The sequence below is a fragment of the Chromobacterium sp. HL1 genome (assembly GCF_057418835.1).
The window spans coordinates 1033391-1051477 of sequence record NZ_CP162399.1 but is presented as its reverse complement, the minus strand read 5'-3'; the positions used below and the strand labels follow the sequence as shown (position 1 = coordinate 1051477).

Annotated in this window: 18 protein-coding genes; 9 read left to right on the top strand and 9 right to left on the bottom strand. The window is 62.6% G+C overall.

The annotated features are described in order from the left end of the window. Position 1: 1 nt before the first annotated feature. The 3 genes from plsX to AB1Z25_RS04980 are packed head-to-tail and all read right to left on the bottom strand — an operon-like array spanning position 2 to position 1826. Positions 2 to 1039 carry a phosphate acyltransferase PlsX gene (plsX, locus tag AB1Z25_RS04990; protein ID WP_107798366.1) on the bottom strand — a complete coding sequence of 346 codons (1038 nt, stop codon included), beginning with the start codon at positions 1037 to 1039 and terminating at the stop codon, positions 2 to 4. 57 nt (positions 1040 to 1096) lie between these two features. After that, positions 1097 to 1276 (bottom strand): 50S ribosomal protein L32, encoded by a 180-nt coding sequence (gene rpmF, locus AB1Z25_RS04985; protein WP_011136965.1) that lies wholly within the window; start codon positions 1274 to 1276, stop codon positions 1097 to 1099. Between the two features lie 46 nt (positions 1277 to 1322). Continuing rightward, the gene (locus AB1Z25_RS04980) at positions 1323 to 1826 is read right to left on the bottom strand and encodes a YceD family protein (RefSeq protein WP_107798365.1); all 504 of its coding nucleotides are present in this window, start codon (positions 1824 to 1826) and stop codon (positions 1323 to 1325) included. A gap of 107 nt (positions 1827 to 1933) precedes the next feature. Here AB1Z25_RS04980 and AB1Z25_RS04975 point away from each other — a divergent pair, with 107 nt between their 5' ends. From AB1Z25_RS04975 to pncB, 3 genes are read left to right on the top strand one after another with little or no spacing between them, the layout of a single operon-like run. Continuing rightward, positions 1934 to 2515 (top strand): Maf family protein, encoded by a 582-nt coding sequence (locus AB1Z25_RS04975; RefSeq protein WP_227107222.1) that lies wholly within the window; start codon positions 1934 to 1936, stop codon positions 2513 to 2515. Continuing rightward, positions 2512 to 3216, top strand: coding sequence for an SAM-dependent methyltransferase (locus AB1Z25_RS04970; RefSeq protein ID WP_486636716.1), 705 nt, complete (start codon positions 2512 to 2514; stop codon positions 3214 to 3216). The genes AB1Z25_RS04975 and AB1Z25_RS04970 overlap by 4 nt, the downstream gene beginning before the upstream one ends. A gap of 16 nt (positions 3217 to 3232) precedes the next feature. Then, positions 3233 to 4432: a nicotinate phosphoribosyltransferase gene (pncB, locus tag AB1Z25_RS04965; protein WP_486637342.1), complete on the top strand. Its 1200-nt coding sequence runs from the start codon at positions 3233 to 3235 to the stop codon at positions 4430 to 4432. Here the strand turns inward: pncB and AB1Z25_RS04960 are convergent. Next, positions 4421 to 5293 (bottom strand): Rossmann-like and DUF2520 domain-containing protein, encoded by an 873-nt coding sequence (locus AB1Z25_RS04960; RefSeq protein WP_486636715.1) that lies wholly within the window; start codon positions 5291 to 5293, stop codon positions 4421 to 4423. The two genes, pncB and AB1Z25_RS04960, sit on opposite strands and share 12 nt — an antisense overlap. A gap of 129 nt (positions 5294 to 5422) precedes the next feature. On the opposite strand from AB1Z25_RS04960, the gene AB1Z25_RS04955 reads away from it, so the two are divergent. From AB1Z25_RS04955 to AB1Z25_RS04945, 3 genes are read left to right on the top strand one after another with little or no spacing between them, the layout of a single operon-like run. Then, positions 5423 to 5995, top strand: coding sequence for a LemA family protein (locus AB1Z25_RS04955; protein ID WP_486636714.1), 573 nt, complete (start codon positions 5423 to 5425; stop codon positions 5993 to 5995). Between the two features lies 1 nt (position 5996). Next, positions 5997 to 6926: a hypothetical protein gene (locus AB1Z25_RS04950; protein WP_486636713.1), complete on the top strand. Its 930-nt coding sequence runs from the start codon at positions 5997 to 5999 to the stop codon at positions 6924 to 6926. Positions 6927 to 6972: 46 nt separating this feature from the next. Further along, the gene (locus AB1Z25_RS04945; RefSeq protein WP_227107205.1) at positions 6973 to 7425 is read left to right on the top strand and encodes a BLUF domain-containing protein; all 453 of its coding nucleotides are present in this window, start codon (positions 6973 to 6975) and stop codon (positions 7423 to 7425) included. 47 nt (positions 7426 to 7472) lie between these two features. Here the strand turns inward: AB1Z25_RS04945 and AB1Z25_RS04940 are convergent, their stop codons facing one another. Further along, positions 7473 to 8750, bottom strand: a complete 1278-nt coding sequence (locus tag AB1Z25_RS04940) for an O-acetylhomoserine aminocarboxypropyltransferase/cysteine synthase family protein (protein WP_486636712.1) — start codon at positions 8748 to 8750, stop codon at positions 7473 to 7475. Positions 8751 to 9427: 677 nt separating this feature from the next. On the opposite strand from AB1Z25_RS04940, the gene AB1Z25_RS04935 reads away from it, so the two are divergent. Next, positions 9428 to 10570: a porin gene (locus AB1Z25_RS04935; protein WP_486636711.1), complete on the top strand. Its 1143-nt coding sequence runs from the start codon at positions 9428 to 9430 to the stop codon at positions 10568 to 10570. A gap of 294 nt (positions 10571 to 10864) precedes the next feature. Here AB1Z25_RS04935 and AB1Z25_RS04930 read toward each other — a convergent pair whose 3' ends face one another. From AB1Z25_RS04930 to AB1Z25_RS04920, 3 genes are all read right to left on the bottom strand, one after another. Next, positions 10865 to 11935: an ABC transporter ATP-binding protein gene (locus AB1Z25_RS04930; protein WP_486636710.1), complete on the bottom strand. Its 1071-nt coding sequence runs from the start codon at positions 11933 to 11935 to the stop codon at positions 10865 to 10867. Then, positions 11928 to 13673 (bottom strand): ABC transporter permease, encoded by a 1746-nt coding sequence (locus tag AB1Z25_RS04925; RefSeq protein ID WP_486636709.1) that lies wholly within the window; start codon positions 13671 to 13673, stop codon positions 11928 to 11930. Before AB1Z25_RS04925 ends, AB1Z25_RS04930 begins: the two co-directional genes overlap by 8 nt. Positions 13674 to 13774: 101 nt before the next feature. After that, a complete protein-coding gene (locus AB1Z25_RS04920) occupies positions 13775 to 14866 on the bottom strand; it encodes an ABC transporter substrate-binding protein (RefSeq protein ID WP_107798355.1) in 1092 nt (363 codons plus the stop codon). 123 nt (positions 14867 to 14989) lie between these two features. Between AB1Z25_RS04920 and AB1Z25_RS04915 the strand changes: the two genes are divergently transcribed. Then, positions 14990 to 15655 (top strand): response regulator, encoded by a 666-nt coding sequence (locus AB1Z25_RS04915; protein WP_227107195.1) that lies wholly within the window; start codon positions 14990 to 14992, stop codon positions 15653 to 15655. Then, positions 15656 to 17077, top strand: coding sequence for a sensor histidine kinase N-terminal domain-containing protein (locus tag AB1Z25_RS04910; RefSeq protein WP_486636708.1), 1422 nt, complete (start codon positions 15656 to 15658; stop codon positions 17075 to 17077). A 138-nt stretch (positions 17078 to 17215) separates the two neighbouring features. Here the strand turns inward: AB1Z25_RS04910 and AB1Z25_RS04905 are convergent, their stop codons facing one another. Then, positions 17216 to 17866 carry a TetR/AcrR family transcriptional regulator gene (locus AB1Z25_RS04905; RefSeq protein WP_107798352.1) on the bottom strand — a complete coding sequence of 217 codons (651 nt, stop codon included), beginning with the start codon at positions 17864 to 17866 and terminating at the stop codon, positions 17216 to 17218. Positions 17867 to 18087: the final 221 nt, after the last annotated feature.

The following is an 18087-nucleotide window of genomic DNA, read 5'->3' as shown; positions in this document are numbered from 1 at the left end:
GTCAGTTCGCTTCCGCCTCGGACTGCTTGAGATTGTTTAATTGGTGCGCAATCCGGTCGGCGATGTGACCAATCACGTCGGAACCGGCTTCCTCGCAAGCCTGCTCCAGCGCGTAACGGAATCCTGTGACGTCGGTCCCGCCGTGGCTTTTCACCACGATGCCGCGCAGCCCCAGCAAGCTGGCGCCGTTGTAGCGGCGGGGATCGATGCGCCTCTTGAACAGTTTGAGCACCGGCAGCGCGGCCAGCGCGCACAAACGCGTCCACCAGCTGCGGCCAAACTCTTCGCGCAGGAACACGGCAAACATGTGAGCCAGCCCCTCAGCTGTCTTCAAAGCCACATTGCCGGTAAAACCGTCGCAGACTACCACATCCACCGTGCCTTTACAGATGTCGTCGCCCTCCACGTTGCCGTGGAAATTGAGTTCGGACTGGCGCAGCAGTTCGGCGGTCTTCTTGATATTGTCGTTGCCCTTGATGTCTTCCGAACCGATGTTCAGCAGGCCGACGCTGGGGCTGGCGTTGCCGCTGAGGCACACCACCAGTTCGGATCCCATGATGCCGAACTGCAACAGTTGTTCTGGGGTGCAATCGACGTTGGCGCCCAAATCCAACACGCAAGACGAGCCCTTGACGGTGGGCAGCATTTTGGCGATGGCGGGACGGTCGATGCCGGGAATGGTCTTGAGTACGAAACGCGCGGTCGCCATCAGCGCGCCGGTGTTGCCGGCGGACACGGCGGCCTGAGCCTCGCCTTCTTTGACCAGATTAATGGCCACCCGCATCGACGAATCTTTCTTGTTCTTCAAGGCGAGCTGAGGCGCCTCATCCATGCCCACCACTTGGGTGGCGTGCTGGATGCGGATGCGTTCACGCGCGACGCCTTGATGCGCGGCCAGTTCAGCCTCTAGGGCTGCTTGGTCGCCAACAAGAATCAAACGGGTGTCGGGATGGTTCTGCAGGAATTGGATCGATGCAGGGACGGTAACCTTGAGGCCAACGTCACCGCCCATTGCATCAACCGCGACGGTGATAGTCATCAACGAGTGCGGTAATAGTGCTGCCTAATCAGTGGGGAAAGTAGGAAAACGGGGAGATTACTCGCCCTTGGTCTTCACAACTTTGCGGCCGCGGTAGAAACCGTTCGGGCTGATGTGGTGGCGCAGGTGCGCTTCGCCGGTGCTGGCTTCAACTGCCAGAGCCGGAGCGGTCAGAAAATCGTGTGCACGATGCATGCCGCGCTTGGACGGGGACTTTTTGTTCTGTTGAACAGCCATGGTCGACTCCTAAGAAATTCAAGTAGATTCGGTTCGAATCCGGGTTTTACTCGGACTTGGGTCTCTTAAGCGCCGCCAGCACCGCAAACGGATTGGGCTTGTCAGCCTTGGCGAGCGAGAGAGTTTCCCTGCCGCAGTCGTCGTGTTTCGGCGACAGCGGCAAGCCCATAATGATTTCGTCTTCGATCAACGCCGTCAGGTTCAGTTCCGGCTCGGCGATGATAGCGTCCAGCTCCTCGTCCTGCTCGCAAGCCTCTTCCAGCTTGTCCGGATCGGTAAACAAGGTGACCACCGAATCGGTGTCCAGGCTGTACGGCATGCTTTCCATGCAGCGCTGGCAGGTCACTTTGAGTTCCCCGGACAAATGAAGACGCAGCGACAAACGGTTCAAGCTGTCGCGAAAACCGTCCAGGGCGTATTCCACGTTCCCGGAGGTGTCGGACAGGTCGCTGTGCACGCGCTCATCCAGCTCGCCAACCGGCAGTTTGCCGGCCTGCGAACGCCCTTCCCGGGCGAACTTGAGCGGATCGATCAAAATCGGTTTAGACATAAACCTCGCATGGTACAATCCATTCCCCTGATTTGTCAAAAGAAACAAGGAGCCCTCCGCGCGCGCCGCCAGGCCGCCCCGGCTCCGCAACAAGCGACGTCCACATCATGCAGATCGTACTGGCCTCCACCTCCCGCTACCGCCAAGAAATCATCGCCCGCCTGGGCCTGCCCTTCCACGCCGAACCGCCGGTGTGCGACGAAACCCCGCTGCCGGGCGAAACCGCGCTGGAAACCGCAGTCCGGCTGGCCCGCACCAAGGCGCAATCGCTGGCGGACAAGCATCCGCAAGCGCTGATCATAGGCTCCGATCAAGTGGCCTTGCTTGACGGACAGCAGATCGGCAAGCCAGGATCGTTCGAGAACGGCGTCAAGATGCTGCAATGGATGAGCGGCCGCACCGTGGTGTTTCATTCGGCGCTGGCCTTGTACAACAGCGCCGAGCGCCGGCTGCAAGAAGCGGTGGGCATCACCCGCGTCACCCTGCGCGCGCTGAGCGAAGCGCAGATCCGCAACTACCTGGAACGCGAGCCGGACGCGCTGCACTGCGCCGGCAGCGCCAAGAGCGAGGGCCTGGGCGGCGCGCTGCTGGAGCGCGTGGAGTCCGACGATCCCAATGCGCTGATCGGCGTGCCTCTGTTCAAACTGATTACGATGCTGGCCGATGAAGGCGTGGAGATTTTGCGATGAGCGGCACCCTGTTCCTGATCCCCGCCCCCTTGGGCGACGAATCCATCGCCTGGCTGCCCGAAGCCGAGCGCGCCAAAGTGCTGCACCTGACCCGTTTCGTGGTGGAAGCCGAAAAAACCGCGCGCAAACACCTGAAGGCGCTGGGCGTCAGCGCGCCCATCCGCGAACTCGCCATGAGCACGCTGAACGAACACACCCCGGCCGCCGACGTCGCCGCCTTGCTGCAACCGCTGCTGGATGGCCACGATCTGGGCTTGATCTCCGAAGCCGGCTGCCCGGCGGTGGCGGACCCCGGCGCGCAACTGGTGGCGCTGGCGCATGAGCGCGGCTTGCGGGTGGAGCCCTTGATCGGCCCGTCCTCCATCCTGCTGGCTCTGATGGCCAGCGGCGCCAACGGCCAGTGCTTCGCCTTCCACGGCTACCTGCCGGTGGACGCCGCCGACAAGGCAAAAATCGTCAAGGAGCTGGAGCTGCGTTCGCGCCAGCGCAACGAGACCCAGGTCTTCATCGAAACGCCGTACCGCAACAACGCGCTGCTGCAGCAATTGCGCGACACGCTGTCCCCGGCCACCCGGCTGGCGGTGGCCTGCGATCTGACCTTGCCGAGCCAGACCATCGTCAGCCGACGGATCAAGGACTGGCCCAAGGACGCGCCGGACCTGCACAAGCGCCCGGCCATTTTCATCATTCACGCCGCCTGAGCCCGCCATGGCCAAGATTCCGCCGCTGATCCATTCTCTGCTGGACACCGACCTTTACAAGTTCACCATGCTGCAAGTGGTGCTGCACCAGTTCCCGGCCTCGCATGGCGAGTACGAGTTCAAATGCCGCAACCGCCCGGACATGCCCTTGACCCAGCTGAAGAAAGAGCTGGAAGCGCAATTGGACTGGCTGTGCCAGCTACACTTCACCCAGGAAGAGCTGGCCTATCTGCGCACCCTGCGCTTCATCAAAAGCGATTTCGTCGATTACCTGGAATTGTTCCACCTGCAGCGGCGCTTCATCACCGTGTCCTGCGAGGACGGGGAGCTGGCGATCCGCATCAAGGGCCCGTTGGTTCAGGCAATGTTTTTTGAAATCTTCGTGCTCGCCATCGTCAACGAATTGTATTTCCGCCGTCTGGACTCGGCGGAGGTCCGCACCGAGGGCCTGCGCCGGCTGGAAGCGAAAATCGCCGTGCTGGAACGCTTCCGCGACAGCGAGGCCGCGCAGCAGCGCTTTCCCTTGCTGATCGCCGATTTCGGCACCCGCCGCCGTTTCAGCCGGGACTGGCAGCAGCATGTGGTGGAGCGCCTGAACACCGCCTTGCCGGACATTTTCCGTGGCACCAGCAATGTTTACCTGGCCTGGAAGCTGGGCATCACTCCGATAGGCACCATGGCCCACGAGTTCTTCCAGGCCTTCCAGGCGCTGGGCGTGCGGCTGCGCGACTTCCAGAAAGCGGCGCTGGAATCCTGGGTGCAGGAATACCGCGGCGACCTCGGCATCGCGCTGACCGACGTGGTGGGCATGGACGCCTTCCTGGCGGACTTCGACCTCTACTTCGCCAAGCTGTTCGACGGTCTGCGCCACGACAGCGGCGATCCCTATCAATGGGGCGAAAAGGCGATCGCGCATTACCGCAAGCTGCGCATCGACCCCGCCACCAAGATGCTGACCTTCAGCGACGGCCTGAGCGTGGACAGCGCGCTGGACCTGCACCGCCATTTCAGCCCGCAGATCCAGGTCAGCTTCGGCATCGGCACTCATTTCACCAACGACATGGGACTGGAGCCGCTGCAAATCGTGCTCAAGCTGGTCAGCTGCAACGGCCAGCCGGTGGCCAAGCTGTCCGACAGCCCCGGCAAGACCATGTGCAGCGACGAGACCTTCCTCGCCTATCTGCGCCAGGTGTTCAAGGTGGCGCTAGCTGCCTGAGCCCTCCGCGGGCGCCAGCGCGCTCAGCACTTGCCGGCGCGCCTGCTCGGACAGGCGCTCGCCGGCCAGCGCCACCGTCTGCCGGCCCAAGGCCTGGTAGGCGGCGCGCAAATCGGCATCGTCCATTGCCTGCAAATGCAGGGCCACCGTCGAGGCGTCGCCGCGCGCGATGGGCCCGGTCAAAGCCGCCTGCGGCCCCAGCGCCAAGGCATTGTCCAGCGTTTGTCGCATCAGACCGCCCAGCAAAGGCGTCAGCAGCGCCTCGGGCACCCCGCCCTGGCCGGCCAGCCGCCGCGCGATGGCAGTCAGCGTCACCAGATAATTGGACGCCACCGACAAGGCCGCGTGATAGGCCGGTTTGCCGCCCTCGGCCAATTGAAACGGCCGCCCGCCTATGGCCTGCGCCAATTCCCTCAAGACAAGGCACGCTTCGGCGTCGCCCTCCAGCGCGCACAGCACGTCGGAAAACCCCTCAAGCGCGATGGCCGGATCGGCGAAGGAAAAGGCCGGATGCAGGCTGCCGACATGCGCGCCGCGCGCCGCCGCCGGCCGCAACAGTTCGGACCCGCTGACGCCGCTGGCGTGAAACACCACCGCGCCGGCCGGCACCTCCGTCTCCGCCAGCCGCAAAGCGCAGTCGGCGATCGCCGCGTCCGGCACCGCCAGCAGGTACAGATCGGCGGCGGCCAACTCCGCCCATGCGATCACCGGACGCCCCGTGCCGATGAAGGCGCAGGCGGCGGCGGCGGAATCCGCGCCGCGCGTCATCACGTCCTGCACCCGGTAGCGGCCGGAACGCCGCGCCAGTGCCGCCAAGGTCTTGCCCAGACGCCCCGCGCCTATGATGTTGATCCGAATCACGCTTCCTCCCGAAAACCTCAAGCCGCCCGCGCGTGCGCGAATCCGGGCGCAGACAAAAAAACAGCCTTGCACGATAATGCCGACATGGACGCCGCGCATCGGCGACGCCTGTCCCGGAGAGACCCCATCATGAAGCTCGCCGTTTTCCTCGGCCTCATCGCCGTCGTCCTCTTCTACTTGATCACGCTATACAACGCACTGATCAATTTGAAGCACCAGCTAACGCAAAGCTGGGCCAATATCGACGTCATCCTCAAACAACGCCACGACGAATTGCCCAAGCTGGTCGAAGTATGCCGGCAATACGCCCAGTTCGAACAAGAAACCCTGACGCAAGTGATGGCCGCCCGCAGCGCGGTGGCCGACTCCGCCCGAGCGCGGGATCCGGAGGCCCTCGGCGCGGCCGAAGGACGCTTGCACGGCCTGATCGGCCAGCTATACGCGGTGGCCGAGGCGTATCCTGCGCTGCAGGCCGACCAGCAGTTCGCGCAATTGAGCGCGCGCATCACCCAGTTGGAGGAGGCGCTGGCCGATCGCCGCGAACTGTACAACGAGGCGGTCAAACTCCACAACGCCCGCATCGAGCAGTTCCCCGACGTGCTGCTGGCCCGCCTGTTTCATTTCCCGCCGGCCCGGCCGCTGCGCTTCGCCGCCGCGGAAACCCGCGACGTGGACATGAAAGCGCTGTTCGCGCGCAACTGACATGCCGGCGCTCGCCTCCCTGCTGCCGGGCCTGGGCTTGGCCCTGTACCTGCTTGCCGCCTCCTCATGGCTGCTTGGCGGCGAGGCCCGCCATGGTCTGCTGATCGCGGCGGTAGTCGGGCTGATAGGCTGGCGTCTGAATTACCGCCATTACCGCCAGGTGGCGGACACTCCGACATCTAGACTGGCCAGCGCGGCCTTGGGCCAAGTCGAATTATGCGGCCAGGCCCGCTGCCATCCGAACGCGCCCAATTACAGCCCCTTGAGCGGCCGACGCTGCGCCTGGTACCGCTGCTGGCGCATAGACGAGCGCGGCAAACTGGACTGGGAGGACTGGCTGACCTGGGCCATGCAACGCTCCAACCGGCTGGCGACCCGCGCCAACCCGCCGGAAGTCAGCAGCGACGACAGCTTCCTTCTGGTGGACGGCGACGCGGAAGCCACCATTCTCCCCGGCGGCGCCCAAGTGGTCGCCCGCCGCCGGCGTCGCTGGCATGAGGACGGCATGTTGCTGATAGAGGAATGGATAGACGAAGGCGACGCCATCTATGTACGCGGCCGGCTGCGACGGCTGGACGCGCGCGCCAGCGCGCTGGACCTTCGCCTGGATATCGGCGCCAAACTGGCCGAATGGAAAAACGACAGACAAGCCCTGCTGCGCCGCTTCGATCTGGACGGAGACGGGCAGCTCAGCGAGCAAGAATGGTCGCTGGCGCGCGCGGCGGCGCAGCGCGAAGTCGTCGCTCTGCAGCAGGAGCTCGCGCGACAGCCGGCGTCCTTATTGCTGCAGGGAGACGATCAAGACGCGCCCTTGATCCTCACCCCCCTGTCTCCGCGGCAAAGCGCCCGACTGTTCCGCCGCCGCGCCTGGCTTCACGCCGCCGTGGCGCTGGCCTGCTTATTGGGCTGGCTCAAGCTGGCTCGATTCTAAAGCGCTATACTGAAGCGAAAGCACTCGCCACACGGCAGGAGCGCAGATGATCCGCCTGATCTACAGCAGCGCAGCCCATCACCCGGTTTCCGCCGAAGCCATGCAGAACCGCATTCGCCGTTTCCGCGACTACAACCGGAGCCAGGACATCGTCAGCGTGCTGCTGATGCTGAACGACGACTTCCTGCAAATCCTGGAAGGCCCGGAAGACGCCATCGACGCGCTCTATCAACGCATCGCGCACGACCCGCAGCACCATCAGCTGACCCTGTTGTCGCGCGAGGAGATCGACCACCCCATGCTGGCCAATCACCCGCTGGAATACCTTGCCCCGGCGCCGCAGGCCGACGGCAAGCCTCTGTCCGCCTCAGCCATCGCCCGAGACGCCGGCTGGACCCTGCACGGCAAGGTCCAGCATGTGATCCAAAGCTTTCTCGACGGCAAATGGCATCATCACCTGCCCAACGGCATGAATCCGCAAGTGCTGCGCCGCGGCTGAGCTTATCCATATATGAGTGCGCTTCCTCGTCGGCGAGCCTGACCCGCTCAAGGTTTCGCCGCGGCCAGCGCCTGGTCGATATCGGCCAGGATGTCGTCGATATGCTCGATGCCTATCGACAAACGCACCATTTCCGGGCGCACGCCGGCGCGCAGTTGCTCATCGGCCGACAGTTGGCGGTGGGTGGTGGTGGCCGGGTGGCAGGCCAGCGATTTGGCGTCGCCGATATTCACCAGCCGGGTCACCAGTTGCAAAGCGTCGATGAAGCACCCGCCGGCCGCCGCACCGCCGCGGATGCCGAAGGACAGCACGCCGGAAGCCCGGCCGCCGAAGTAACGTCGCGCCAGAGCATGGTCCGGGTGATCCTCCAGGCCGGCGTACTCGACCCACTCCACCGCCGGGTGCGCGCGCAGATGCTGGGCCACGCGCAGCGCGTTGACGCAGATGCGGTCCATGCGCAGCGCCAACGTCTCGATGCCCTGCAAAATAAGAAAGGCGTTGAACGGCGCCAGCGCCGCGCCCATATTGCGCAAGGGCACCACTCGCGCCCGCGCGATATAGGCCGCCGCGCCCAATGCCTCCACATAGTTGACGCCGTGGTAGCTGACGTCGGGCGTGTTCAAGCGCGCGAAGCGCTCAGCGTGCTCGGCCCAGGGAAAGCGCCCGCTGTCGACAATTGCACCGCCTATGCTATTGCCGTGTCCGCCCAGATACTTGGTCAGACTATGCACCACGATATCGGCGCCGTGCTCGAAGGGCCGGCATAGATAAGGAGACGGCACCGTGTTGTCGACGATCAGCGGCAAACCGTGACGATGAGCGTGATCGGCGAAGGCGGCGAAGTCGACCACATTGCCCAGCGGATTGCCGATGGATTCGCAAAACACCGCCTTGGTGCGCGCGTCCGCCATGTCGCCGATCCGCTCCGGATGGCGATGGCTGACGAAGCGCACCTCGATGCCCAGCTGCGGCAGCGTGTGGGCGAACAGATTGTACGTGCCGCCATACAAGGTGCTGGTGGCGATGATGTTGTCGCCGGCCTCGGCGATGGTTTGTATCGCGTACGTGATCGCCGCCATGCCGGAAGCCACCGCCAGCGCGCCTATCCCGCCCTCCAAAGCCGCCACCCGCTTCTCCAGCACATCGGTGGTCGGGTTCATGATGCGGGTGTAGATATTGCCCTGCACCTTGAGGTCGAACAGATCCGCCCCATGCTGGGTGCTGTCGAAAGCGTAGCTGGTGGTTTGGTACAAGGGCACCGCCACCGCCTTGGTCGTCGGATCCGGCGCATAGCCGGCATGCACCGCCAGGGTTTCCAGTTTCATCTCGTCAGTCCTTCCTTCTATATAAGGCGAGTCGCGCAGCGCTCCTCTATGCCACTCGCCTACCTTAACCGGGAAGCGAAGCCAGCGAAAGAAGCTAAATCTAAAACCGGAAAACCAAACAATCTATGCGGACGCACGTCCAGACCGTAAACCTCGCATAGGTTCAAAACAGACAAAACAAAACAAAATATATTTTACAAACAACAAGTTAGCACTCACGCCCATTAGCGAAACTTCAAGCGAATAGCCCAGCCTCAGCCTATTTACATAGACATCGCTTTCTATTATGATTCGATTGTGAATTCATTCTGATGTGCGTCTTGCGGCATCGTGAATTCTCTTCAAGTCACGTTGATTTTTGAGCCCGCCCTCCGCGGGCTTATTTTTTTGCATCGCCCTGAATCACTCCACCCTTCCCCTTCCCGTCCATATCCTTATGGCATCAGGCTTTCGGCCAACAAGTGCATTTTTACAACACCCGCACGCAATGAGTCGATCTCATGATTTACCCCTTTATTTCATTGGCTTAGCCAGACATTCCCATGTAAAACCACACACACAAAGCAACAATTGGTTGTTGATTTGCAACACCGCATTTACCGAAAAGTTGCATTTACACAACTTAGCCAATAGCATTTGCTCACATTCCTAAACCCATATAAAAGGATGACTTGACCATGAAAAAGAGTCTGATCGCCCTGCTGGTAGCTACTCTGCCGGCTGCAGCTTTCGCTGACGTGACCATCTACGGCAAAATCAAAGGCGGCGTTGAATACGTTGACAATGGTTCCACCAAGCAAACCAACATCGACGACCTGGGTTCCCGTATCGGCTTCAAAGGCAAGGAAGACCTGGGCAATGGTCTGAAGGCTATCTGGCAAGTTGAAACTGGTTTTGGCATCGACGGCCAATCCCGCACCGGTTCCAGCAGCGGCACTTTCGCTAGCCGTAACTCCTTCGTAGGCCTGCAGAGCGATCTGGGCACCCTGCGTCTGGGTAACGTGTCCAACTTCCTGGACAGCGACATGGGCATCGTTGACAGCTGGGAATACGGCAGCGACGCGCTGGGCCTGGGCGTGTTCACCCGCGACGGCACCCGTCTGAAGAACTCCGTGCGTTACGACCTGCCGAGCATCGCTGGCTTCAGCGCCGCTCTGCAATACGGCACCAAAGAAGACAAGAGCGCCAACACCCAAGCTCGTGAAACCGCAATCGTTGGCCTGGGCTACGAAAACAGCGGCTTCTTCGGCAAATACGCCTACATCCATGAAAGCAAAGCAACCTCTTCCCAAGCTATCCGTTATGACGCCACCACCGGCGCATACAAAGGCTACGGCGAAGTGGCTGCAGGTCAAGTGGGCTTCGGCGTAAACAGCACCTCTAACGATAAGCATCGCCTGGAAGTTGGCTACAACGCCAACAACCTGCTGGTTGCTTTCGGCTATCAGCAGCAAAAAGGCGGTCTGGACATCGTTGGCGGCACTTGGGGTAATCTGGTAGCTGGCGGTGTTAACGTTGCTGAACTGGCTAACGTACAAACCAACGCCAAAGTTAAGACCCGCGAATACGCTCTGACCACCGCCTACACCATCGGCGCTTTCACTCCGAAATTCACCTACGCCCACGGCGATAAGGTTGAAGTTGGCGGCGTGAAGCTGAGCGACACCAGCTACAACCAGTACGTGCTGGGCGTTGACTACGCGATCTCCAAGCGCACCACCTTCGGCGCGCAATACGGTCAGCTCGACGTTAAAGGCGGCGCAGCCGACTACAACAAGGATCTGAAGGCTTTCGGCCTGAACATGATCCACGCATTCTAATTTGTTGGTTCGACGCAAGAACCTACGAACATGAATGAGAAAAAGGCCCGCGCAAGCGGGCCTTTTTCATTGCTTAGACGTTCTATTCACCATCAGACTAAACAATGGTGGCCAAAGGCACACAGTCTAAAACGCCATACCAAACCGAACCGGGACCACAACTCCGCCCCTAATCTCAACTCTGCTCAACAACTGGTGAAGCCCACCTGGCAGGGTTTCAACTCCCCCCAAACAGGCGGCCATGAAAAAGGGCAAGCCAAGCTTGCCCCCGACCGAACAAGCACACAGAACCTCTCAGGCCGAAGCGGCCTCGAACGCCCAGGTATCCTCCAAGCCAAACTCCGCCCAGCACTCGCCGTTAGGCTTGGCCTGCTGCCCAAAGGCGCGCAAGCGCAGGTCGCCGTGCTGCAACAGGTATTCCCAGCGATCCCCCAGATACATCGATGCGATCAGCCGCGCCGGCAAGCTGTTGCCGCCGGGCTCGTCTTGCACCCTCAGCCGCTCCAAGCGGATCACCGCCTCGGCCTGCTGCCCCACCTCCAGCGTCTGCCTCGCGGTGGCGCGCAGCTGCCAGCCCTCGCCCTGCAAGGTCACGTTGTCGCCGTTCCTGGCCGCCACCTTGGCCCGCAAGGTATTGTTGGCGCCCATGAATTGCGCGGTATAAAGGGAAGCCGGCGCGGAATACAAGTCGGTAGGACTGCCGGCCTGTTCGATGCGGCCGTTCTTCAACAACAAAATCTGGTCCGACATCGCCATCGCCTCGCCCTGGTCATGGGTGACGCACAAGGCGGACAGGTTCATCGACACGATCAGTTCGCGCAACCAGGCGCGCGCCTCTTCGCGCAGCTTGGCGTCCAGATTGGACAAGGGCTCGTCCAGCAGAATTACCGGCGGGTTGTAGACCAGCGCGCGGGCGATGGCCACGCGCTGCTGCTGACCGCCGGACAATTGATGCGGATAGCGCTCGGCCAAATGCCCCAGCCCCAGCTTGTCCAGGATCTGCCTCACCCTCGCGGCGATCTCCGCCGTCGGGGTCTGGCGCAGCTTCAAGCCATAGCCGACGTTCTGCGCCACGGTGCGGTGCGGCCACAGGGCGTAAGACTGGAACACCAGGCCCAGAGAACGCTGCTCCACCGCCAGGTTGCAACCGGCGGACGCATCGTACAAGGGGCGGCCGTCCAGCAGGATTTGCCCGGCCGATGGCTGTTCCAGCCCGGCGATGGCGCGCAGCAAAGTGGTTTTGCCGCTGCCGGAAGCGCCAAGCAAGGACACCACCTGGCCGGCGGCCAGATCAAAGGAAACACCCTTCAAAATAGGATTCTGCTCATAATTCAGATGCAGATCGCGCACGCTCAGCTTAGTCATGCAGTTTCACTCCCAGACGCAAGGCCAGCGCCAAGCCGGCGCCCACCATCAGAATATTGATCACCGACAAGGCCGCCACCTGGTCCACCGCGCCGGTGGCCCACAAGGACACCAGCAAGGAGCCGATCACTTCGGTGCCCGGCGACAGCAAATACACCGCGGTCGAATACTCCCGCTCGAAAATCATGAAGATCAGCAACCAGCTGGACAGCAGGCCGAAACGGATCAAGGGCAAGGTCACGTCCAGACTGGTCCGCCGCTGGCTGGCCCCGGCGGTGCGGGCGGCCTCTTCCAGCTCCGGCCCCACTTGCAGCAGGGCGCTCTGCACCAGACGCATGCCATAGGCCAGCCAGACCACGGTGTAAGCCAGCCAGATCGACAGCATGCTGTTCTTGGCGCCCTGCAGGCCGGGCACGAACAGGAACACCCACAGGAAGGCCAGGCCAGCCAGGATGCCCGGCACCGCGCGCGGCAGCAGTACCAGATAGTCCAACAGACGAGCGCCCCAATCATTGCGGCGATGTCCGGCGAAACCGACCAGGGTATAAAAGCCCACCGCCAGCGCGCCGCCGATGATGCCCACGCCCAGGGTGTTGACGATGGCGCGGACGATGTTGTCCTCCTCGAACACCAAGGCGTAATGATCCAGCGTCAAGGTCTCCAGCAAGGACACGCCCTCGCCCCAATGGCTGACCACCGAGCGCAGCGCGATGCCGGAAATCGGCACCACCATGGTGAGGAACAGCCACAGCAGCACGATGGCCAGCGCCAGATAGCGCCACGGTCCCAGCGACAGCGGATGCTGACGGCCGGCCTTGCCCTTGAGCGCGACGAAACGCTGAGCGCTGCGCAATAAGCGGCGCTGCAACAGGACCAGCGGGAAGGTGATGGCGATCAGGCACACCGCCACCGCCGCCATCAGATGATAGGACGGCACGCCGAGTTTATTGGTCAGCTTGTACAGATAAGTGGCCAACACCAGATGGCCCTCCGGGTCGCCCAACACCAGCGGCAAGCCGAAGACTTCAAACCCCAGAAAGACCACCAGCACGCCGGCGAACAGCATGGAGGGCATTACCATCGGCAGGCTGACGTCGCGCGCCACGCGAAAAGGACCGGCCCCGGCCACCCGCGCGGCCTCTTCCACGTCCGACCCCAAATTGCGCAGCGCCGCCGACGCGTACAGATAGACATGCGGCACATGGGTCAGCCCCGCCACCACCGCGATGCTGAGCAGGGAATAAATATTCCACGGCACCTCTTCCACGCCGAACCACTGCTTGAACCACAGGGAGTAAAACCCCACCGGTCCGGCCGCCACCACGTAGCCGAAGGCCAATACCATCGGCGACACGAACACCGGCGTCAGCAACAAGGGCTCCAGCCAACGCCGGCCGGGCAAATCGGTGCGCGCCATCAAGAAGGCCAGCACCCCGCCCAGCGGAATGGCGATCAGCGCCATGCCGGCCGCGATCACCAGCGAGTTGCCCAGCGCGGACCAGAAATCGGGATCGGCGAACACAAAGCGGTAGGCGGTCAGCCCCACATTCTTGTCCACCATGAAGAAGGGCTGATCCAGCAGGCTTTGATAGACCACCAGCGATAGCGGGGCCAGCACCAGCAAGGCCAGCGCGCCCAAGACCAGCCAGCGGCTGGCGGCGCTCCAGCGCGGCCAGCCGCCGCGCGCACGGGGCTGGGCGGCCGCGGCGGGGGCGGTCGGATTAATCGAGGAATTCATGCTTGCTCCCAGGCCTGCGCGCAGGCCTCTGCGCCGTCCGCGCGCGGCGGACGGCTGATTGAGTCATTGGAAACGTCGGCCGCGACGGCCGGAAGGGGACGCTATTTCTTCAGCGCCTGCTGCCACTGACGCATGAAATCCAGCCGCTTGGCCTGGTCCAGATAGACCAGCAGGCCGGTGCCCACCTGGATGGGCTTGGCGCTGCCGCCCAATTGCTGGTTCAAGGCGGCGATGGAAGCCGCGCCGCTCACGTCGCTGCGCAGCGAGAACAGCTCGGACTGGTTGGCCAGCACGCTCTGGCCGCGCTTGGACAGCAAATAGTCCAGCCACAGCCGCGCAGCGCCGGGATTGCGCGCCTTCTTGGAGATGATGGCCAGCCGGCTGACCACCTGGGTGTAATCCTTGGGATAGACATAGCCGATGGCCGGGTCCTTCTTCGCCTTGGCGTAAGCGTAGGAACCGAGGATGTTGTAGCCGATCAGGTTTTCGCCCGAGGAAATCCGCTCCATCATCGCGCCGGTGGAGGTTTGCAGCTTGACGCCGCTGGCGCCGAGCGCGCGCGCCAGTTCCCAGGCGCCGTTGGCGTTATGGCGGACGTCCTGGGTCAGGAAGTTGAAGCCGACGCCGGACTTCTCCACATCGTACGTGGTGACCTTGCCCTTGAAGCGAGCCGGATTCGCCTTGAGGATGCGCACCAGATCGGCGCGGGTCTGCGGGATGTCCTCCGGCTTCAGCAAGCGCTTGTTGTAGACGATGGCCACCGGCTCGTAAGTGGTGCCGTAGGCCTGCTGCTGATAATGCGCCCAGGACGGCAGATTGGCCGCCTCCGGCGAAGCGTAGCTGGCGGCGTAGCCGTCATTGACGAACTTCACTTGCAGATCCATCGCCGAGCTCCACACCACGTCGGCGCTGGCGCTGCTGGCGGCGTTCTCGCTGATGAAGCGATTGTAGATCTCGGTGCTGTTCATATCGTGGTATTCCACCTTGACGCCGGGGTACAAGGCCTGGAAATCCTTGATCAGGGGCCGCGCCGCGGCGCTGTCGGTGGCCGAATACACCACCACCTTGCCCTCCTTGACGGCGGCGTCCACCAGATTCTGATAACTGGCGGGATAGCCGGCGGGCACGGCCGCCCAGGCGGCGGCGGAACCCAGCGCACAGCACAGCGCGGACAAGCTTCTGACTCTATTCATGGTGTTGCTCCTAGGTAGATGAAGATGTTCGCGACATCTTTCGAATCGCGCAGCTCTATTGGCTTCGCTTCCCCAGCCATGATATTAGAGTAAAGCTTTCAATCCGCTTTCAGTGACCCAACCATGCGCCTGCTCTTGGTGGAAGACAATCCGGCCCTGTCCGAATCACTGGCCCAGGCCTTGCGCCAGGCCGGTTTCGCCGTGGACTGCATGCTCAACGGCAGCGACGCCGATCATGTGCTGCGCACCCAGGATTACGCGCTGGCCATCCTGGACTTGGACCTGCCCAAGCTCAACGGCTGGGAGGTGCTGCGCCGGCTGCGCGCCCGCAAGCAAACGCTGCCGGTGCTGATCCTGACCGCGCACGGCTCGGTGGAAGAACGAGTGCGCGGGCTGGACCTGGGCGCCGACGACTATCTGGCCAAGCCCTTCGACCTCAACGAACTGGAAGCGCGGGTGCGCGCGCTGATCCGCCGCAGCCACGGCCGCGAAAGCCCGCTGCTGGAATTAGGCCCCCTCAGCTACGACAGCGTCGGCCGCCAGTTTCAGCTGAGCGGCGACGCGCTGCACCTGACGCCGCGCGAGCACGCGGTGCTGGAAGTGCTGATGCTGCAAGGCGGCAAGGCCATAGGCAAAAGCCAGCTGTCGGAAAAGATTTTCGGCCTGGACGAAAGCGGCAGCGCCGAAGCCATCGAAATCTATGTGCACCGCTTGCGCAAGAAGCTGGCCGGCCAGCCGGTTTCCATCGTCACCTTGCGCGGGCTGGGCTATCTATTGACCACACCGTAAATGCGACTCGCCCTCTCCCGCCTCAAACCCGCCAGCTTGCGCAAGCAATTGCTGCTCGGCCTGTCCGTTCCGCTGCTGCTGATGTTGGCGCTGGACGGCTGGATGACTTACGACCGCGCCTTGCAGGCGGCCAACACAGCCTTCGACCGCATGCTGCTCAGCTCCGGCCGCGCCATCGCCGACGGCGTCGCCGCCCACGACGGCGCCGTCAGCGTGGACATACCCTATTTCGCCTTGCAAATGTTCGAGTCCAACGCCTCCGGCAAGGTGTTCTACCGCGTCAGCCGCTCGGACGGCGCGCTGCTCACCGGTTACGACGATCTGCCGCTACCGCCTCCGCGCCGGCGCGAGACCATCCGCTACCAGCCCGATTACATGGACATTTCCTACCACGGCGAAACGCTGCGCTTGCTCACCTTGAGGCTGTCGGTGCGCGACATGAGCACGCTGCGCAGCCAGGACGTGTGGATACAGGTGGCGGAAACCCCGGAGTCCAGGGAGCAGCTGGCACGCACCCTGCTCATCGGCTCCCTGGCGCAGGAGGCGCTGCTCGGCGTCATCATGCTCGCCATCGTGCTGCTGGCGGTCGGCCATAGCCTGCGGCCCTTGCGCCGCTTGTCGCGCAATGTGGTGGCGCGCAAGGAAACCGATCTTAGCCCCCTGCCCAGCCGCGAGCTGCCCACCGAGTTGACGCCCTTGGTGGACGCGCTGAATCAGCAGGGCGTGCGTTGGCATAAATTGCAGGCGGCACGCCGCCGCTTCATCGACGACGCCGCCCATCAGTTGAAGACGCCGCTGGCGGTGATGCGGACGCAGGCGGAGCTGGCGCGACGCCAGACGCTGGAAGCCCCATTGCGCCAGCAGTTGGACAAATTGCTCGCCTCGCTGGACAGCGCCAGTCACGGCGTGCACCAGCTATTGCAACTGGCGCGGGTGGAGCCGGACAACGGCCAGGCCATCGAACTGGACGATATGGACCTGGCCGCCTGGGTCAGGGAATGGGCACTGGAACAAGCGCCCTGGGCTCATGGCCAGGGCGCGGATCTGGGTTACGAAGGGGAGGAAACGGTATGGGTGCGCGGCAACGCCGGTCTGCTGCGGGAATTACTGGGCAATCTGCTGGACAACGCCATCCGCTATCATTCCGGCAACGGCGACGCGCGGATCACGATCGCGGCCGGGGCGCTGCCGGCGCCGTGGCTGCGCGTCGACGATAACGGCCCCGGCATCGCCGAGGCGGAACAAGACAAGGTATGGCTGCGTTTTTACCGCATCGCCGGCGCCGCCAGCAGCGGCAGCGGCCTGGGCCTGGCCATCGTCAGGGAGATCGCCCACCGGCATGGGGCGACCGTGGAGTTGAGCCGCAACGCCGGCGGCGGCCTCAGCGTCAAGCTTCAGTTTCCGCCGGCCGGCAGGGGATAGGCTTGGAGCCCGTTCACGGGCTCGCGAGCGGAGACGAAAACCGCCGAGAAAACGCTATGCGCATGCCGCGCATCTGCGTTTCGAAACGGCGCTCCCCGCGTCGCGCCTCGCAGCCTGCGGCGAACTTTGAACAGCTTCTTAGAACGGCAGTTGGTATAAAGGATTGCGGCTGTCCGCGCCTTCGGCGCGAATGCGTTCCAGCTCGCTGCGCAGAGCGGTCTGCAACCACTGTTCCCGCATTTTGTCGCCTTCGGGATGCTCGTTCAGCATCCGGTACAAGGCCATGCCATGGAAGGTGGTCATCATGGTCAGCAAGGTGGCGAAGAAGCCGGTGGAAATGGCGTAACGCGGAAACAGCGAGGCCATCATGGCGACGAAGCGGTCGCGGAAGTAGTTGCTGGAACTGGCCAGGAAGATTTCCCGCAGATCGGCGGTGGTGCGAGCAGCCATCAGCAGTTCCATCAGCACGATGTGACGCGGCGACAGCACCAGCGCCTTCATCAACGCGACGATCCGTTCCTCCTCCGGCATCGTGCTGGACATTTCCGCCGCCAGCTTGAGGCCGGCCTCGAAAATATCGTCGACTACCTTGCGCCCTACCGGCAACATCAGTTCGTTCTTGGTGGCGAAATGGCGGAATAGGGCCCCCTGGGAGACGCCGGCCCGGCTGCAGATCAGCTGCACGCTGGTACCGTGATAGCCAAACTCCAGCAGACACTCGATGGCCGCTTCCACCAGTTTCCCAATGGTGGACTCCCTACGACTTTGTTGTGTTCGTCTAGTTTGCATTATATTCTTATGTCATGTTTATCCCAACCAAGGTCTGATGATACGCGAAACTTTTGCCATAAGCGAGGGCGAGCGCACGCTAAATAGGCCAGTGAGTAGTTTCAACTAGGGATAGCCGGAAAAATGCTGTTCTTTTTAAAGTTATTTCCCAATAACTCTTAAAAAGAGGTCGCAAATATTAAAATTACTATTATTAAATTGCGTAGTTTTGATGATTTGGA

Bases quoted from the DNA above. Each gene is read 5' to 3' on its own strand.
- AB1Z25_RS04950 (WP_486636713.1), top strand. From the start codon at position 5,997: ATGCCGGCGCTCGCCTCCCTGCTGCCGGGCCTGGGCTTGGCCCTGTAC.
- AB1Z25_RS04945 (WP_227107205.1), top strand. From the start codon at position 6,973: ATGATCCGCCTGATCTACAGCAGCGCAGCCCATCACCCGGTTTCCGCC.
- plsX (WP_107798366.1), bottom strand. From the start codon at position 1,039: ATGACTATCACCGTCGCGGTTGATGCAATGGGCGGTGACGTTGGCCTC.
- AB1Z25_RS04975 (WP_227107222.1), top strand. From the start codon at position 1,934: ATGCAGATCGTACTGGCCTCCACCTCCCGCTACCGCCAAGAAATCATC.
- AB1Z25_RS04940 (WP_486636712.1), bottom strand. From the start codon at position 8,750: ATGAAACTGGAAACCCTGGCGGTGCATGCCGGCTATGCGCCGGATCCG.
- AB1Z25_RS04930 (WP_486636710.1), bottom strand. From the start codon at position 11,935: ATGACTAAGCTGAGCGTGCGCGATCTGCATCTGAATTATGAGCAGAAT.
- AB1Z25_RS04935 (WP_486636711.1), top strand. From the start codon at position 9,428: ATGAAAAAGAGTCTGATCGCCCTGCTGGTAGCTACTCTGCCGGCTGCA.
- AB1Z25_RS04915 (WP_227107195.1), top strand. From the start codon at position 14,990: ATGCGCCTGCTCTTGGTGGAAGACAATCCGGCCCTGTCCGAATCACTG.
- AB1Z25_RS04980 (WP_107798365.1), bottom strand. From the start codon at position 1,826: ATGTCTAAACCGATTTTGATCGATCCGCTCAAGTTCGCCCGGGAAGGG.
- AB1Z25_RS04910 (WP_486636708.1), top strand. From the start codon at position 15,656: ATGCGACTCGCCCTCTCCCGCCTCAAACCCGCCAGCTTGCGCAAGCAA.
- AB1Z25_RS04925 (WP_486636709.1), bottom strand. From the start codon at position 13,673: ATGAATTCCTCGATTAATCCGACCGCCCCCGCCGCGGCCGCCCAGCCC.
- rpmF (WP_011136965.1), bottom strand. From the start codon at position 1,276: ATGGCTGTTCAACAGAACAAAAAGTCCCCGTCCAAGCGCGGCATGCAT.
- AB1Z25_RS04905 (WP_107798352.1), bottom strand. From the start codon at position 17,866: ATGCAAACTAGACGAACACAACAAAGTCGTAGGGAGTCCACCATTGGG.
- AB1Z25_RS04970 (WP_486636716.1), top strand. From the start codon at position 2,512: ATGAGCGGCACCCTGTTCCTGATCCCCGCCCCCTTGGGCGACGAATCC.
- AB1Z25_RS04955 (WP_486636714.1), top strand. From the start codon at position 5,423: ATGAAGCTCGCCGTTTTCCTCGGCCTCATCGCCGTCGTCCTCTTCTAC.
- AB1Z25_RS04920 (WP_107798355.1), bottom strand. From the start codon at position 14,866: ATGAATAGAGTCAGAAGCTTGTCCGCGCTGTGCTGTGCGCTGGGTTCC.